Origin of the sequence: Kiloniella sp., assembly GCF_965205715.1 — a bacterium.
Lineage (GTDB): Bacteria > Pseudomonadota > Alphaproteobacteria > Kiloniellales > Kiloniellaceae > Kiloniella.
Window position 1 is genome coordinate 2,040,800 of the sequence record NZ_CBDBHW010000014.1, and the last position, 15,000, is coordinate 2,055,799.

Consider the following 15,000-nt stretch of genomic DNA (forward strand, 5'->3'; position numbering starts at 1 on the left):
GAGAACCAAACCATCTATCGCGTACTTTAATACAATCTTGTTAATATTTCTTAATAGAGGCTCATAACCATGATTATCTGCCTCTATATAAGACGTTCTTGATTATCCCAGCTTAATAAAGCTCAATTCAAGGAAACTCTGGTTTGAAAACCATCAAATAGAATACAATTACAACAGCGGGAAAAGCGAGTGATCCCAGGATAATCCACCAACGGTTCATCGCCCAATAACGAGTGGATAAATCCTCGCCCGTTTCCAGCGACTGACCTATGAGATCTCGCATTTTTATCTGCATCCACACCACGGGCAACCAGCATATTCCCGCAAAGAAATATAAGCCAAGACCCCAATATATCCAGCTATCGGTTAAATCATAACCGCCTAGATGCATAAGGGCTAAACCGGTCAAAAATTGGCACTTCTCCGCTTTGTTGAGTAGATTTAGGATTTCAAATAGAGCATAGATTGATTATCTGGAATGGATGATTGTCTAATTTTGAGTTTGAAGTATTCGGTATCCTTGATGCCTCTGGCTCGCTTACGGATCATTCCTATACTGACATTACCAGCCTCTATCCTGGCGCTTGTGAGCTTGTGTTTGGCGTAGTTGCAGATGCCCACACAATGTTTCCGTAGGGATTTCGCGAACTTTTTTAGATAGAGCATCTGTGACTGATCTGCTATCAGGCACCAACGTTCCAGTTGCTCCGCCATCGCCTCAAATGAAGCGGCACTCCACAGCAGCTGAAGCTGTTCTTTCAAGACGTAAAGTGCATTCAGGTTGCTATTGCTCTCCAGCAACCTTTGCAGCTTGTCACTTTGTTTTTCACTCAACTTATCCGCATTTTTGAGCAACAGATAATGTGTCCCTTTCATCAACTCTTTACCACTTGGATCGGCCTTTCTGAACTCAAGTCGACGCTGATTATGGATAGCTTTGCTGTAGTTTTTCATGACGTGGAAACGGTCAAATACTATGTCGGCCAACGGCAAGGACTCTCTGACAGCCTTTTGGTAGGCAGGCCCCATATCCATCGCTACGGCCTTTATTTTGCAGGCTGTATCTGGTTGCAGTTGTTTCAAAAACCTTGAAAAAACCTCGGCAGTTCGGCCTGCTTCAACCCAGATCAGATGACCGCCAACCATATCGTAGACCACCGTCATGTAGTCATGACCTTTCGCCCGGGCAACTTCATCTACACCAATATATTCCAAGCCAGTTAGCTCTGCAGGATCAAGCGTAGGGAGAGTTTCAATAAGGTATGCCCTGTCGATATTCTTGACCGTTTCCCATCGTATATCCAAATGTCTGGAAACCGCTTGAATAGACATATGCCGACATAATCCACTGATCAGTCGGCAAAATCGGTGAGTGAAACGGCACCCTTTATCAACAAAATCACACCCCTCAATGCGGCGTTCGCCCTTGTTAATATAAACCTGCGCCAGCTCAATCTCGACCACACAAGGATACCCAAAAAGGGGGATGTCGTTTACTTGTCGGCGGACATGCTGGTTGATGCTTCCCTTCTGGCCTGTAGCAGGGTCTATAGCCCTCCTACGCGCGTCTCGGCTGCAGTGAATGACAATCTTAACACCGCCGTCATCCAGTTTAATTTCATTTACACGTTGCCCTTTGAGGCCTAAAATATGCTGCGAGATGTTGATTGTCATATACCTGCTCTATGTAAAGTTATCAGAAACCATACATATCAACAGGTTACTTGGCGGTCGGCATCTTTTTCTACTCAACAAAGCGGAGAAGAGCCAAAATTGACTACACCGGCCCGGAATCACTCTTTGGCTACACCATTGTAAAGGTAAAGGGCGCCGTCCAAGTCGGGCTCGATACCTATATAGAACAGGGCTATATTCGAGAAGTAAACAGCATCAACTTCGAAGGCCATCTGAACATGCTGTATCATCGCCGGGCAGACTTTGTATCGACCTCCCTAAACATTGCCAAATATATGATCCCCAAGTTGGAGCTCGAGAATGATTTATACATCTCCATGCGACCAGTTGATCAATACACCCGCCACATCATGGTTCTAAATGGCCGGGAAGATATTTTGCACTTTATAAACGATGTCATAAAAAAAATGGCTCAAGACCCTCACTGGCGAGATGCAATGGCCAAATTTGGCGCGGCAGAATTACGTGTTACCGATTTTGAGGCAGAAAATTAAACAAGGTTCAACAAGTTCAAACTCAGGGCTATCAAAAACAGAGTTGCTAAAAACAACGTTTCCAAGCCAATGATCATAATCGGTCGGAGGCCCAAGTTTTTGAATTCTCCCAGCGCAGTTTTCATCCCCAAACCAGCAATCGCCATGACCAGGCAGGCCCGTGAAAGGTCGTCTAGGACCGGAAGTGACTGTTCTGGCAACAAGTTAAAACTGTTGGATATCACCAGGATAATGAAACCAACGAGAAATAGTGGCAACGGTAACATTGCCGGATTTTTACTCTCGGCTTTCCTCGACACGATCAGCGAGATGACAAGGACAACAGGCACCAGCATGGTCACGCGTAATAATTTGGTGACCGTGGCAATATCGCCAGCCTGTTCAGAAATCCCATAACCAGCACCAACAACCTGGGCAACATCATGAATGGTACCGCCTAAAAACACTCCCGCCTCAACATCTGAAAACGCAAAAAAAGACGAAATCATCGGATAAAGGATCATGGCAACCGTACTTAGTGTGGTAACGCCAATAACGGTAAAGAGAGTATCTTGCTCAAGCCGATTATCCCTGGGCATAACTGCAGATATCGCAAGGGCCGCTGAGGCACCACAGATGGCAACAGCACCGCCCGTGAGGATACCAAAAGCCCCTTTTTCCTTATTCCAACGCGCAAGGCACCATCCAAAGAAGATTGTGACAACCAGGGCTGAAACGACAAAAGCTACGGTATGCCATCCAAGATCGACAAAGGCATCAAAGGTAATTCGAGCCCCAAGTAATGCCACACCAAAACGCAGTACTGTCCGGGAACAAAAATCGATCCCGGGTCGACAAGGACTGTCCTTGTGCAAAAAGTTAAAGGCCATGCCAAGCAGCAGGGCAAAAAGCATGGTTGGTCCGCCATAATGGTCAGAAAGAAAGGAGGCAGCCATGGCAACGGTTAGACACGCCAGCACACCCGGCAACAGCGTTCGACGCGCCAGTAGAGCTTCCATAAATTATGTCCTGTTTTGCTGGCAAATATTGAGAACAATACTTCCAGAAAAAACCTTCCGCCTTTCAGCGGAAGGTCGAGTTGAGGGCGTTAACCAGAACGTTCGGGCGAACCCCAGTGCTCCAAACTGTTGAGCCCTAATATGGTTTAGATATGAACAAAAACTTCATTGCCGCTCACTGAGACTTCAAAGGTTTTCGCCTTGATTTTATCATCGGCCAGGAAAGCACCGGAGCGGATATCAAACTCCCATCCGTGCCAGGAACACCGCACCACAGCGTCTTTTTCACCATAGACAAATTCATAGTCATTGGTCTTTTGCGTCGTGCCACATTGCGGCCCTTCACAAAGCGCAGCGCCCCGGTGTGGACAAATATTCAACAGTGCATAATAACCGCCATCGATATTAAAGATGACCACTGACATGCCATTAACGTCGACAACCTTCTGGTTCCCAGGAGACACTTCATCTGTCTTGCAGACTTTAATCATTTGTCCAGTCATTACATCTCTCCCTATTCAGCAGCCAAAGCGGCATGTGATGCCCCGAGGCGTTTGTATACCTTGAGGGCATTGCCACCGAGGATGTTCTCGCGCCACTCCGGTGGAATGTGCAGAGCATCAACGGAATCGTAGTCCCAATGCGGATAATCCGAAGCAAACATCAGAGTGTTTTTGCCATCCATGGCTTCTAAAGTGGACCACAGATGCTGGTTATTGGCAGGCTGTTCCAAAGGCTGAGTGGTGAAACGGACATTGCGAGCGCAATATTCACTTGGCAGCATCTTCAACCATGGTGTCTCTTTACGTAGAGCCTTAAAGTTCGCATCCAGACGCCACATCACGCTTGGCACCCAGGCAACACCACACTCGATCACGACGAAGTAAAGATCCGGCCACTTTTCAAAAACACCGTGAGCAATCATGCTGGCCACGTGGGTCATTGCCGTTTGTGGTAATAGAGCATGGGTTTCCCAGAAATAGGTCGTTGGTCCGGCGCCAATTGGATTGGAGTTCACACCACCTTGGCCGCCGAGATGGATGGCAAAGGGAAGGCCCATTTCAGCGCAGGCTTCATAGATCGGGTGATAGAAAGGATCACCATAAGGGCGTTGCGCCCCGTGTGAAGCCAAGACCTGGACGATGTCAGGATGCCCCCCTATACGACGGATTTCTTCGGCGGCACCGTGGGGATCTGTTGGGCTGATGATAAGCGAGCCCTTAAAACGCTTATCCAGCGGCATCCATTCGTTGATCATCCATTCATTATAGGCCCGCACCAGAGCGTGCGCGTAATGAGGATTTGCCAGAGTGGAGGCTTCAAGCGCTTCATCACCCGTTAGGATCGCATAATCGATGTTGTAACGATCGAGATGCTTTTCCTTCATGATGGTGTAATGCTCGTGTTGAGTCTCCGGATTAATGTCCGCGCGTTTAAAGCCTTCGGGGTGGAACCAGGCACGGTGACCATGCGGGAAGGATCCGGTTGGGCCGGTCTTCTCACCGCGAACAAAATAATCTTTCCAGTACCCATCGAGGTACGGCAGCAGAACCTCTGCATCGGTCCAATAGTTATGGCAGTCGCAATCAACGATGACCATGAGCACTCTCCTAAGTTCAGGCCAACGTTGAGATCGCGGCCAATTATACTGTTGTTAAATCCCCTCCGCATCAGAACGTAATCATGACGTGCTACAGGAGTTGGCAAAGCATAGGAGAAACCAGAACAAATGATGAAGCGATAATTATAGGCCGTATCAATCGAATATTTAGATTAAAAATTGTCGCTTTTGTTGTAGGCAGGTCGCTATTGGCGATATATTGGTAGTTAAAACAACAAGAGGCTGGGCTTAGTTGCAAAACGCCCCCCCAAATGCCCCTACGAGAGATCTTAGAACAGGCCGAACCTGTTTGTGTTGGGAAAAGAGAATACCGCGCCATGAATATAGAGCTTATCGAAACCTTTCTGAACATCACCGAAACCCGGAACTTTAACCGCTCGGCCGAAAGGCTTAACATCACCCAGTCCACCGTCAGTTCTCGGATAAGAACTCTGGAGCAAGGCCTGGGTACCCAACTATTTGAGCGCGGCCGCACCGGGGCCGAGCTCACAGCGGAAGGGCGTCGGTTCGAGAGCTATGCGCGCAACATTCGGCTGAGTTGGAATTTGGCGCGACAAGACCTTGGAATGCCGGAGGGATACGACGGCGTTTTGCGGGTCGCAGCGCAAGTATCCCATAGGGAAAGCCTGCTGCACCACTGGGTGGTCTGGCTACGTCAGGAGTTCCCCAAAACGGGCATTCACGTAGAGGCAGACTATTCTAAAAGCATGATCGACGACTTAATCTTCGGCAACCTCGATATTGGCGTGCTTTATACACCACAGTACCTGCCTGACCTCGAAATCCAACCGCTGCTTGATGAAACCTTCATCATGGTTTCATCAGAGCAAACCGGAATTGATGACCTGAAACTCGAGAGCTACATCCGTATGGGATACAGCCCGCACTTCATCACCCGTCACGTTGAATTATTGCCCCGCCTTCAACATGCCCCCTTGTCCATGGGGCTCTACTCCCTCGCCGAAGATTTTATCAAAAGCAAAGGAGGCTCTTGCTATCTTCCAGCTCCCGTTGCGCAACAGTTGATCACCGAAGAAGGCTTTTTCGCGGTTTCAGGTGCCCCTGAAATCAAACAACCCGTCTATATTGCCTATTTGGTGCGAAATCGGCACAAACCCGAAATAAGAAAGGCCGTCAAAGCCTTACAGCTTATCGCCATAGAATAACACCGCCAACATCCCAGGCTCAATCTCTTCTAAGTTTCAATCGAAAAATTCGATTAAAACTTAGAAAACTTTCAACTTACCTCAGTTCGCTCTGCGCCCTAAAATCTCTTTATCATTTCCGCGCCGTCTTGCGGAAGACAAAGAGCAAAGTCGACCTATTATCGGCTCGTTATGGGATAAGTGCACATGAATACCTTAGTAAATCCGTTGGTTTTGAACCAATCACAGCCTTGGTCGAATGATGAAATTTCGGTTCGCTGTATCCAAATAACGCAGGAAACCCATGATGTTCGTTCTTTTTGTTTCGCAGCTGACGAGCCGCTGTTGTTCACTTTTAAGCCGGGACAATATGTACAGATCACGGCTGATATAGATGGAGGCCCAACCAGCAGACTTTACTCGATCTCAACCCCACCTTCGCGACCACATAATTTCTCTATTACCGTAAAGCGTGTCCCCGGCGGCGTTGTATCAAACTGGCTGCACGAAAGCTTTCAGGTCGGTGATTACCTGCGCATAAAAGGGGCAATGGGCGCGTTTAATTTTTCCGACCTTCCCTCCCGAAAAGCACTAATGCTATCTGGCGGAAGCGGCATTACCCCCGTCATGTCTATGTCACGCTGGCTTTATGATGTCGCGGATGATGTAGATATCCACTTTGTCCACAGCGCACGAACGCCCGCCGATATCATCTACCATCACGAACTTCAGTCGATGGATACCCGCACTCCTAACTTTCGGTTGTCTCTAGTATGCGAAGGTAGCTTAACGGGCGAAACCTAGTCAGGCTACCGGGGCTTCCTCAACAAAGAAATGCTGGAACAAATGGTTCCCGACCTGATGGAGCGGACAATTTATATCTGTGGACCGGAGCCCTACATGCAGGCGGTGCGGAAAATCATCAAAGCTTTAGATTTTCCGATGGAGCAATATCACGAGGAAAGTTTTGGCGGTGCAGCAGTACCCGTAACAGCTTTGCCAGAGACAACCAAAAGCCCGACAAACGACAATGATGATATAGCTACGAACACCAGTGACGAAACAACACAGTCCGCCTTGAATGGAGAGAGTAAAGATATCGAGCCTGCATCAGAAACGATCTCAATCCCCAATCAATACACTGGCCAAAGCGCCAGCCTCACCTTTACAAAAGCAGACAAGAGCGTTTCTTGCGAAGCCTCAGAAACCATCCTCGACGTCGCCGCCAAAAGTGGCCTCTGGGTCGCATCAGCATGCCGTATGGGTTTTTGTGGATCCTGCAAGGTTCAGAAAGTATCAGGTTCTGTCTCTATGACCCATTCGGGCGGCATCACTGACGTGGAAATAGAACAGGGTGTGATCCTTGCCTGCTGCAGTTATGCCCAGGACGATGTCGTTCTAGAGCTATAAGGGGTGTCATTAAATCTTTTCCTTATCATTCGCTGCTGAATTCACTTACAAGGTCGCCTGATTATTTGAAAACCAATCGGCCAAATGATCCATCAAGAGCCGGATCCGGCGTGGTTGAATAGCTCCGGCGGGATAAACCATCTGCAGCGCCGTGGGCGCTGGGGCGTAATCCTGTAAAATGGGTACCAGCGTCCCAGCCTTGAGATCGTCTTGAATATCCCACTCGGTTTTCAAGGCGATACCATGCCCGGCCCGACACCACAGCCTTACCAAGTGACCATCATTGGCAATGCGGTTTCCCCTCACCGTGAACTTTTTCTCTTTCCCCTCAAGGTTAAAGCGCCAGACCTGATCCACCTGAGCACCAAATCGTATCAAAATACAATTATGACTTTTCAACTCATCAGGATGTTGTGGCGTACCCTTTACCTTCAGGTATTCTGGTGACGCACAGACCAGACGTCGGTTACTGCCAAGCTTCCGAGCTCGCAACGTACTATCGGCCAACGCCCCGAAACGAAGTGCCAAATCAAGGCCCTGTCCAACGAGATCAACGTACCCATCATTAAGCGAGAGGTCGATACTAACTTCTGGATGCATCTCCATAAATGCATCCAACAGCGGCGATATCCGGTTATAACCAAGATCAATAGGCGCACTGATGTGTATGGTGCCAGAGATCTTCTCGACCCCGAGTTTGATACGAGACTGAACTTCATCCGCCTCGGTAAGAATACGCCGTGCACCCATCACAAGCTCACGCCCCTCATCGGTGAGACTTATGGACCTGGTGGTTCGGGTCAAAAGGCGAGCGCCATAATAGGCCTCAAGCGCGGCAAGACGTTCGGATACACTTGCCGGGGACAAACCGAAATCGCGTCCAGCTGCGGCCATGCCGCCCTTTTCTACAATGCGCAGAAACAGCGTTAGATTATCCAGATCCATACAAACATCCAATTATTCGGATATTCCAAAATATCATTTCGAATTTTGCACAATTATCTGGGCCAAGGGCAAGTGCTATCTGTTGCCCTCAAATAGAGAAGCTCTCTCAATAAAGGAAAGTATGCCATGAAAGCCGTCGCCCTTACCCACTACCTGCCCATCGCGGATCCGAATTCATTTTTTGATATAGAACTCGAAAAGCCCACCCCAACAGGGCATGACATTCTGGTCTCTGTGAAAGCCGTGGCGGTAAACCCGGTAGATTGCAAAGTTCGCGCCCCAAAAGACAAAGTCGAAGAAACCCCACGCGTGATTGGCTATGATGCCAGCGGTATTGTTGAGGCTGTCGGCGCTGATGTGACCCTCTTTAAAGCTGGTGATGAAGTCTATTACGCCGGAGACATCACCCGCCCTGGCACCAACGCCGAATACCAGTTGGTGGATGAGCGCATTGTCGGTCACAAACCAAATACACTCTCTCACGCTCAGGCCGCCGCGCTCCCTCTCACGAGCATTACCGCTTACGAAGCATTTTTCGATCGCCTTGGCATAGACCGTGATGGCGCCAACAAAGGCCAAAGCATTTTAATTATCGGCGCTGGCGGCGGGGTCGGCTCCATCGGCATTCAACTCGCCAAACTGGCTGGACTGAGGGTCATAGCCACCGCATCACGACCAGGAACCACAGCCTGGGTCAAAGAACTCGGTGCTGATCACGTTATCAATCACCATGAGAACATGGTCGACCAGGTTCGCGCTCTCGGCATTCAACACATTGACCACATCGCCATCTTCAACGACATGCAACACTGGGAAACTGCTGTTGAACTGATTCGTCCCCAAGGCGGCATCGTGACCATCGACGATACGGATCTTCCCATGCCGATGGACGGCATGAAGATCAAATCCGCCAGCCTGCATTGGGAGTTCATGTTTGCACGCTCCATGCACAACACACCGGACATGATCGAGCAGCACAAGCTTCTCACATTCGTGGCCGAAGAAATCGATGCGGGACACATCCGCACCACCGTTTCGGAAATTTTATCGCCAATCAACGCAGAGAACGTCCGAAAAGCTCATGCCTTGATCGAGGCAGGAACAGTCAAGGGTAAGATCGTTCTGGAAGGGTTTTAGTATCGCTTGCGGCCCCCCCAGTCGATCGGGCCGGCCGCAAGTCAATTTTTCAGGCCGCAAAATGAAGTCCCTTGATAGTTTACCATTCCTTAGAGAGAAGTGATTTACAATACGCATAAGAAATGACAACTGAGCTGAGAGGATAGGAACGCTATGCCTGATCATCCTGCGTTGTCTGGCATTATCAAATTCTTACGGCTAGGCTTATGGATAACAACATACCTGGCCCTATCAATTTCACCCCTCCTTGCTGATGATGAAACAAGGACCACACCTTCTGAAGCAAAGATCATGGCTTTAAAAGCAGCCCAATATGTAAAGGACCATGACTGGGAAAATGCCAAGTCAGCCTTTCATACAAAAGGAGGGCAATTCTTTGACCGGGATCTCTACGTTTTCGTTCAGGATTTTAACTGTACTTTTCTAGCGCACGGTCTGAAACCCCATCTGGTCGGACGCAACATATGGAATCTAAAAAACCCTAACGGGCGCTTTGCTTGTCAGGACATCGTCAATACGACAAAGGAGAAAGGACAAGGTTGGACAGAGTACATATTCACCGACCCAGCAACGGGTGAGCCTGCATGGAAGCAAACCTTCCACATCGCAGTTGGCGACTTGATTGTTATGGTTGGTGCCTATCGTCCCGAGTGAACAAACGCGTGTCCCAAATCAAAGTTTGATGGTGATTAAAATCAATCAAGTTAGGAAGTCAAATTCACTTATTCGATAAAAAGAAAAAATCGAGCAAGTCAATAAATGATAACAGGCTAACTTATATTGGCATTTGTATTTTTGGAATTGCCCTTGTCCTTGTTCTTTGTGGAACAGCAATGTTTCTGTCTTTCACTGAACAACGAGAGAGATTTCACGAACAGGCACGCTTTGTTAATCAAACAGTCCTCTCTAATATCCAAGTTGTTAACACGGGCATTTCTTCAATGGAGTCTCTGTTTGAGGCCTCCGATTTTGTCAACCCTGCCGAATTTGCCCTTGTTGCCAACAGAGCATTGAAAAACAATCCGCTGGTTGCTGCAATCATCTATGCGCCTGCTGTGTATGAAGCTGAATACATTGAATTAGCCCGTTATTTAAAAACCCAGGCGGGATACAGCAAGTTCAATATATCCCACTCCCAACAAGGCAACATCAATACCCCATCTTTTCCGGTTCTATATGCCAACCCAGAATCGAACCGACAGGCCTTCGGCGGGCAGGAAGTTAGTCAATATCAGGAATTTTCCACGGCCCTTGGCATTGCAATAGATAGCCAAGAAGAAACTTATGCTCGGGGGCCAACACACGTCACTGCACTTAAAGGACATTGGTTTTTACTTGGCGTCGTCAGCAGACGCCTTATTCCAGAACAAGAGGACCGCGGAGAAGTCGGCCAGGGTCTGGTTGGTTTACGCCTGAACCCGGAACATTTTCTGAGCCAAAACGCTCTTCCCATCAATATTAGAATGAAGGTTGAAGCCAGCAATATTGTTGGATCCGAAAAGGGCGTTATTTTTGATAATACTGGGAACAATACCGGCGCATACAAAACCGGCGATTATGAGTTCCGTGTTATACATCATATTCCGATCGGGAATTCGAATTTACGTCTCCAATTCTCCAGACCGGTACCAATATTATCCCTGCTTTCAAATTTGTTTACGATAGCTTTTCTACTTGGCTTAACCGTTACGAGCCTCTTGCTCTATGCTTTTTCATTGGTCACCAGTCGTAATAAAGAAATTGAAATGCAGGTTACAGAACGCACTCATGAATTGGATGACAAAAACAAAACATTGAACGAAACACTTCTCAGCCTCCGCGAAAGCGTAATCAGCCTAAAAAAGGCCGAGAAAGAACGCGAATCTGCCCTGGAAGAAGCTCAACGCGCTAATCAAATCAAATCAGAGTTTCTGGCTTCCATGAGTCACGAACTCAGAACACCCCTTAACGCAATACTCGGGTTCTCGGATATCTTAAGCGAACAGTATTTTGGCCCCCCGGGGGCTGGAAAATATCGCGAATATGCCAAGGATATTCACCATAGCGGAGAACACCTCCTTGAACTTGTAAATGACCTACTCGATATTTCAACGATCGATACAGGCAAAAAATCTCTACACAAAGAGTGGCTTTCCATTAAGGGCATTATTGATGATTGCGAACGGATTATTCATGAAAAAGTGCAGTCAAAATCACTTAGCTTGAAGATCGAAATCCCCGACAATCTCACTTCAATTTACGCTGACAAACGGTCCATAAAACAAATTCTCCTTAACCTGTTATCAAATTCCGCCAAGTTCACACCTGATGGAGGTAAGATCACGCTCCGTGCCAGTACTTCAGAAAAGAACACAAAGATAGTGGTGATGGATAATGGAGTTGGAATTCCACCAGAGAAGTTAACCAACATCACAAAACCTTTTTTCAGAGAGCAGCAGGATGCTTATGTCTCCGAGCCTGGCTGGGGACTTGGACTTGCAATATCCCAATCCCTCGTCGAACTTCATAGCGGCCTAATGATTGTAGAAAGCGATACCGGAAAAGGAACCACCGTCATTAACGAATTGCCAGCGCCAGACTCACATTAAAGATTTTCCCTTTATTGGTAAGCGTTTACTGCCTGAGAAAATCCCCCCTCTCATTCAAGCCGTTTATTTTATTCACTACTCGTTCCTCACTTTAAAAATTAGGACGCTTGACCTAGTGAATTATTCATATAGGATGAGCGTCCTAAACACAAAACACATTAAGTCAATAAGCAGCAGAGATGGTTCCCATGAACAAGAAAACAACACGTGAGCACATTGTCAAAGCTGCCGACCTCTTGTTCTATCAGCAAGGGTTTGAACACACCTCATTCTCGGATATCGCCGACGCTGTAAAGATATCTCGTGGTAATTTTTACTACCATTTCAAAACCAAGGACAAGATACTCGACGCTGTAATCATCCTGCGCTTAACCAATACCAAAAATATGTTGGACCATTGGGAAATTGAGGGGAAGCACCCCGAAGATCGCATCCGAAGTTTTATTCAAATTCTAATTACGAACCAGTCTAAAATACTCCGTTACGGCTGTCCTGTTGGCACATTAAGCACCGAACTTTCGAAACTGGACCACCCCGCTCAGGACCAGGCAAACAGGCTGTTCGCACTGTTTCGAACCTGGTTAAGCCGACAGTTCACCCTGCTTGGCCGGCCAACAGATGCCGACGATCTCGCAATGCAGTTACTAGCCAGAAGTCAGGGTGTGGCCACACTGGCGAATGCTTTTCGGGATGAGGGCTTTATCAATAAAGAAGTCACACAGATGAACGACTGGCTCAGATCCTGCGTGGAAAGTGTACCAACCAAGCCACAAGACGAGCTTGGCGTGAGGTAATCTTCCACGCCCAAAGCAATAGACTTCACACCCGACCTATCGAGACTAAATTAACAGGAGCAAGCATCCAATGTTTATCATCCAACTCAAATTCTCAAGCAACAAAGCCCAGGCGGGGCAATTGATGGATGGCCACAAAGAATGGATCAAACGCGGATTTGATGATGGAGTATTTCTCGTGGTCGGCAGCCTGCAACCCAATCTCGGCGGCGGTATCGTCGCGCACAATACCTCGAGGGCCGAGCTAGAAAACAGGGTAAACGACGATCCCTTTGTCATCGAAAATGTTGTCACAGCAGAAATAAGCGAAATCACCCCTGCCAGAACGGATGATAGGCTGAAGTTTCTTCTCCCGGAAACCACTGCGTCATAAACAACCATCCCACTCCGACACCCCAAACACCGAAATACAAGGCAAGGACACATGAGAACAACAATCGTAGGCCCCGATGGTCAATCACGTTGCAGCTGGTCTGCTTCTGCTCCAGACTTCATCGACTATCACGATAACGAATGGGGCTTTCCGGTTGGTGATGACCGCCGCCTGTATGAAAAAATATGCCTGGAGAGTTTTCAGTCCGGGTTAAGCTGGCGCACGATCCTCGCCAAGCGCGAGAACTTTCGCACAGCATTCCATAATTTTGATTTTGATAAAGTCGCCCGCTTTGATGAGCGAGATATAGAACGCCTGCTCCAGAACGAAGGCATCATCCGTCACCGCGGCAAGATCGAAGCGGTGATCAACAACGCCAAACGCGCACAGGAAATGGTCAAATCCGAAGGCTCTCTCGCCGCGTTCCTCTGGCGCTACGAACCCGCGCCAGAAACCCTCGGCAAACCACAAACACAATCGACCTCGCCTGAATCAATCGCTCTATCAAAAGAGCTCAAAAAACGCGGCTGGAAGTTCGTCGGCCCGACCACAGCCTATGCCTTCATCCAAGCCATGGGCCTGATCAACGACCACGTCGAAGGCTGTGTATGCCGGGAAAAGGTAAAGCAGGCGCGGAAGAATTTTAAACGGCCTAGGTGATGAGAGAACATTATGAAACTGAAACTCAAGGCACTTCACACTTGAAAGTAGAGTTGTTAATTCAGATGACCATTTTTTTTGGAAAAAATTGGTGGGCCCGGCAGGACTTGAACCTGCGACATCTCCGTTATGAGCGGAGGGTTCTAACCAACTGAACTACAGGCCCACTTGAGCGCCTAATGTTGCTCAGGCGCTCGGAATCTTCAAGTGTTAATTATCCGATTCTTGAAATGTTTTTACAGTTTTTCTATCAGGCGTATGAAAGTCTGGCTGCGCCGTAAGAGACTGTCTTGGAAACAGGATCTACGCGCATGAGATCTTCGCCGACCAGCACCGGACCATCGAAGGATTTTTTCACTTCCGCCAAGAGATCATCGCGATTGCTGTTGGGGGGAACGATATGTGTGAGCAATAGGCAACCAACCCTAGCTTGGGCCGCAACCTTGCCCACTTCATCAGACAAGGTGTGGTAACCGGCGACAGCTGCGATGGTCTCAGCAGACCGCACACCTTCGATCACATGCATCTCGCGGTGGACAAAAACCTCATGAACCAAGAGATCAACACCTTGGGAAGCCTCAATCAAAGCTGGGCAATAGGTGGTATCGCCGGATAGAGCGATCTTGGTTCCCGCAGCGGTGAAGATAAAACCAAAGGCCGGATCAATGGGCTGGTGGTCAACGGCGACGACATCAACGGCAACGTCACCGAATTCCAATCGCTCACCGGCTTTAATTTCAGTGATATCCAGCTCGAGCGCAGCAGTAGAAGGCCGGCGTTCGTGTTTAATACGCAGATCCAACTCTTCTTTCCAGACCGCCATCAGACCTTCGATGAACTTGCGCGTGCCCGTTGGCCCAAAAATACGTTGTGGGGTGGTGCGCCCCTGATGCCAGGCAGAGACGATAACCTGATAGACATCGATGACATGGTCAGAGTGCAGATGGGTAAGCAGAATAGCATCGAGCTCGGCGCCGGATGATCCGGTACCGACCAAGCGCTGGGTTACGCCAGAGCCACAATCGATCAGGATCTGCGTTTTATTCTGCCCCTCTGAATGCCTGATCAACTGTCCAGCGCCATAGCGCTCTGTATGGACCGCAGGGCAACCCGTGCCCAATAGTGTGATGTCCATGCTCT

At 48.4% G+C, this 15,000-nt stretch carries 17 protein-coding genes and 1 tRNA gene; 10 read left to right on the top strand and 8 right to left on the bottom strand.

Going from position 1 to position 15,000, the window contains the following annotated elements; translation table 11 throughout:
• Nucleotides 1–127: 127 nt before the first annotated feature.
• Both ACOGW3_RS26860 and ACOGW3_RS26865 read right to left on the bottom strand, forming a co-directional pair.
• On the bottom strand, nucleotides 128–466 hold the full coding sequence (locus tag ACOGW3_RS26860) for a DUF2269 family protein (protein ID WP_419906000.1): 339 nt from the start codon (nucleotides 464–466) through the stop codon (nucleotides 128–130).
• Nucleotides 442–1,674 (bottom strand): ISL3 family transposase, encoded by a 1,233-nt coding sequence (locus ACOGW3_RS26865; RefSeq protein ID WP_419901077.1) that lies wholly within the window; start codon nucleotides 1,672–1,674, stop codon nucleotides 442–444. Before ACOGW3_RS26865 ends, ACOGW3_RS26860 begins: the two co-directional genes overlap by 25 nt.
• A gap of 50 nt (nucleotides 1,675–1,724) precedes the next feature.
• On the opposite strand from ACOGW3_RS26865, the gene ACOGW3_RS26870 reads away from it, so the two are divergent.
• Nucleotides 1,725–2,189 carry a hypothetical protein gene (locus ACOGW3_RS26870; RefSeq protein ID WP_419905736.1) on the top strand — a complete coding sequence of 155 codons (465 nt, stop codon included), beginning with the start codon at nucleotides 1,725–1,727 and terminating at the stop codon, nucleotides 2,187–2,189.
• Here the strand turns inward: ACOGW3_RS26870 and ACOGW3_RS26875 are convergent.
• The 3 genes from ACOGW3_RS26875 to ACOGW3_RS26885 all read right to left on the bottom strand — a co-directional run bounded on the left by ACOGW3_RS26875 (nucleotide 2,186) and on the right by ACOGW3_RS26885 (nucleotide 4,787).
• Nucleotides 2,186–3,187: a YeiH family protein gene (locus ACOGW3_RS26875; RefSeq protein ID WP_419905737.1), complete on the bottom strand. Its 1,002-nt coding sequence runs from the start codon at nucleotides 3,185–3,187 to the stop codon at nucleotides 2,186–2,188. The genes ACOGW3_RS26870 and ACOGW3_RS26875 overlap by 4 nt on opposite strands.
• A gap of 146 nt (nucleotides 3,188–3,333) precedes the next feature.
• A complete protein-coding gene (locus tag ACOGW3_RS26880) occupies nucleotides 3,334–3,690 on the bottom strand; it encodes a Rieske (2Fe-2S) protein (protein ID WP_419905738.1) in 357 nt (118 codons plus the stop codon).
• 11 nt (nucleotides 3,691–3,701) lie between these two features.
• Nucleotides 3,702–4,787: an amidohydrolase family protein gene (locus ACOGW3_RS26885; protein ID WP_419905739.1), complete on the bottom strand. Its 1,086-nt coding sequence runs from the start codon at nucleotides 4,785–4,787 to the stop codon at nucleotides 3,702–3,704.
• 338 nt (nucleotides 4,788–5,125) lie between these two features.
• Here ACOGW3_RS26885 and ACOGW3_RS26890 point away from each other — a divergent pair, with 338 nt between their 5' ends.
• The 3 genes from ACOGW3_RS26890 to ACOGW3_RS26900 all read left to right on the top strand — a co-directional run bounded on the left by ACOGW3_RS26890 (nucleotide 5,126) and on the right by ACOGW3_RS26900 (nucleotide 7,363).
• The gene (locus tag ACOGW3_RS26890; RefSeq protein WP_419905740.1) at nucleotides 5,126–5,974 is read left to right on the top strand and encodes a LysR family transcriptional regulator; all 849 of its coding nucleotides are present in this window, start codon (nucleotides 5,126–5,128) and stop codon (nucleotides 5,972–5,974) included.
• Between the two features lie 186 nt (nucleotides 5,975–6,160).
• Nucleotides 6,161–6,757, top strand: a complete 597-nt coding sequence (locus tag ACOGW3_RS26895; protein ID WP_419905741.1) for an FAD-binding oxidoreductase — start codon at nucleotides 6,161–6,163, stop codon at nucleotides 6,755–6,757.
• A 57-nt stretch (nucleotides 6,758–6,814) separates the two neighbouring features.
• Nucleotides 6,815–7,363 (top strand): flavin reductase family protein, encoded by a 549-nt coding sequence (locus ACOGW3_RS26900; protein WP_419905742.1) that lies wholly within the window; start codon nucleotides 6,815–6,817, stop codon nucleotides 7,361–7,363.
• 45 nt (nucleotides 7,364–7,408) lie between these two features.
• Here the strand turns inward: ACOGW3_RS26900 and ACOGW3_RS26905 are convergent, their stop codons facing one another.
• Nucleotides 7,409–8,308: a LysR family transcriptional regulator gene (locus ACOGW3_RS26905; protein ID WP_419905743.1), complete on the bottom strand. Its 900-nt coding sequence runs from the start codon at nucleotides 8,306–8,308 to the stop codon at nucleotides 7,409–7,411.
• Between the two features lie 126 nt (nucleotides 8,309–8,434).
• Here ACOGW3_RS26905 and ACOGW3_RS26910 point away from each other — a divergent pair, with 126 nt between their 5' ends.
• The 6 genes from ACOGW3_RS26910 to ACOGW3_RS26935 all read left to right on the top strand — a co-directional run bounded on the left by ACOGW3_RS26910 (nucleotide 8,435) and on the right by ACOGW3_RS26935 (nucleotide 13,860).
• Nucleotides 8,435–9,445 carry a zinc-binding alcohol dehydrogenase family protein gene (locus tag ACOGW3_RS26910; protein ID WP_419905744.1) on the top strand — a complete coding sequence of 337 codons (1,011 nt, stop codon included), beginning with the start codon at nucleotides 8,435–8,437 and terminating at the stop codon, nucleotides 9,443–9,445.
• Nucleotides 9,446–9,598: 153 nt separating this feature from the next.
• Nucleotides 9,599–10,099 carry a cache domain-containing protein gene (locus ACOGW3_RS26915; RefSeq protein ID WP_419905745.1) on the top strand — a complete coding sequence of 167 codons (501 nt, stop codon included), beginning with the start codon at nucleotides 9,599–9,601 and terminating at the stop codon, nucleotides 10,097–10,099.
• Nucleotides 10,100–10,278: 179 nt separating this feature from the next.
• Nucleotides 10,279–12,033, top strand: a complete 1,755-nt coding sequence (locus ACOGW3_RS26920; RefSeq protein WP_419905746.1) for a sensor histidine kinase — start codon at nucleotides 10,279–10,281, stop codon at nucleotides 12,031–12,033.
• A gap of 188 nt (nucleotides 12,034–12,221) precedes the next feature.
• The gene (locus ACOGW3_RS26925; protein ID WP_419905747.1) at nucleotides 12,222–12,827 is read left to right on the top strand and encodes a TetR/AcrR family transcriptional regulator; all 606 of its coding nucleotides are present in this window, start codon (nucleotides 12,222–12,224) and stop codon (nucleotides 12,825–12,827) included.
• Nucleotides 12,828–12,897: 70 nt separating this feature from the next.
• Entirely contained in the window at nucleotides 12,898–13,200 is a 303-nt protein-coding gene (locus ACOGW3_RS26930; RefSeq protein ID WP_419905748.1) for a YciI family protein, read from the top strand.
• A 51-nt stretch (nucleotides 13,201–13,251) separates the two neighbouring features.
• A complete protein-coding gene (locus ACOGW3_RS26935) occupies nucleotides 13,252–13,860 on the top strand; it encodes a DNA-3-methyladenine glycosylase I (protein WP_419905749.1) in 609 nt (202 codons plus the stop codon).
• A gap of 89 nt (nucleotides 13,861–13,949) precedes the next feature.
• On the opposite strand, the gene ACOGW3_RS26940 is transcribed toward ACOGW3_RS26935, so the two are convergent.
• Nucleotides 13,950–14,026 (bottom strand) — tRNA-Ile (locus ACOGW3_RS26940).
• Nucleotides 14,027–14,110: 84 nt separating this feature from the next.
• On the bottom strand, nucleotides 14,111–14,995 hold the full coding sequence (locus ACOGW3_RS26945; RefSeq protein WP_419905750.1) for an MBL fold metallo-hydrolase: 885 nt from the start codon (nucleotides 14,993–14,995) through the stop codon (nucleotides 14,111–14,113).
• Between the last annotated feature and the right edge of the window lie 5 nt (nucleotides 14,996–15,000).

What these genes read in the sequence shown, in the direction of transcription:
- ACOGW3_RS26890 (WP_419905740.1), top strand. Translation starts at nt 5,126, where the DNA reads ATGAATATAGAGCTTATCGAAACCTTTCTGAACATCACCGAAACCCGG.
- ACOGW3_RS26865 (WP_419901077.1), bottom strand. Translation starts at nt 1,674, where the DNA reads ATGACAATCAACATCTCGCAGCATATTTTAGGCCTCAAAGGGCAACGT.
- ACOGW3_RS26885 (WP_419905739.1), bottom strand. Translation starts at nt 4,787, where the DNA reads ATGGTCATCGTTGATTGCGACTGCCATAACTATTGGACCGATGCAGAG.
- ACOGW3_RS26895 (WP_419905741.1), top strand. Translation starts at nt 6,161, where the DNA reads ATGAATACCTTAGTAAATCCGTTGGTTTTGAACCAATCACAGCCTTGG.
- ACOGW3_RS26915 (WP_419905745.1), top strand. Translation starts at nt 9,599, where the DNA reads ATGCCTGATCATCCTGCGTTGTCTGGCATTATCAAATTCTTACGGCTA.
- ACOGW3_RS26905 (WP_419905743.1), bottom strand. Translation starts at nt 8,308, where the DNA reads ATGGATCTGGATAATCTAACGCTGTTTCTGCGCATTGTAGAAAAGGGC.
- ACOGW3_RS26875 (WP_419905737.1), bottom strand. Translation starts at nt 3,187, where the DNA reads ATGGAAGCTCTACTGGCGCGTCGAACGCTGTTGCCGGGTGTGCTGGCG.
- ACOGW3_RS26935 (WP_419905749.1), top strand. Translation starts at nt 13,252, where the DNA reads ATGAGAACAACAATCGTAGGCCCCGATGGTCAATCACGTTGCAGCTGG.
- ACOGW3_RS26910 (WP_419905744.1), top strand. Translation starts at nt 8,435, where the DNA reads ATGAAAGCCGTCGCCCTTACCCACTACCTGCCCATCGCGGATCCGAAT.
- ACOGW3_RS26880 (WP_419905738.1), bottom strand. Translation starts at nt 3,690, where the DNA reads ATGACTGGACAAATGATTAAAGTCTGCAAGACAGATGAAGTGTCTCCT.
- ACOGW3_RS26900 (WP_419905742.1), top strand. Translation starts at nt 6,815, where the DNA reads ATGGAGCGGACAATTTATATCTGTGGACCGGAGCCCTACATGCAGGCG.
- ACOGW3_RS26930 (WP_419905748.1), top strand. Translation starts at nt 12,898, where the DNA reads ATGTTTATCATCCAACTCAAATTCTCAAGCAACAAAGCCCAGGCGGGG.
- ACOGW3_RS26920 (WP_419905746.1), top strand. Translation starts at nt 10,279, where the DNA reads ATGTTTCTGTCTTTCACTGAACAACGAGAGAGATTTCACGAACAGGCA.
- ACOGW3_RS26945 (WP_419905750.1), bottom strand. Translation starts at nt 14,995, where the DNA reads ATGGACATCACACTATTGGGCACGGGTTGCCCTGCGGTCCATACAGAG.
- ACOGW3_RS26925 (WP_419905747.1), top strand. Translation starts at nt 12,222, where the DNA reads ATGAACAAGAAAACAACACGTGAGCACATTGTCAAAGCTGCCGACCTC.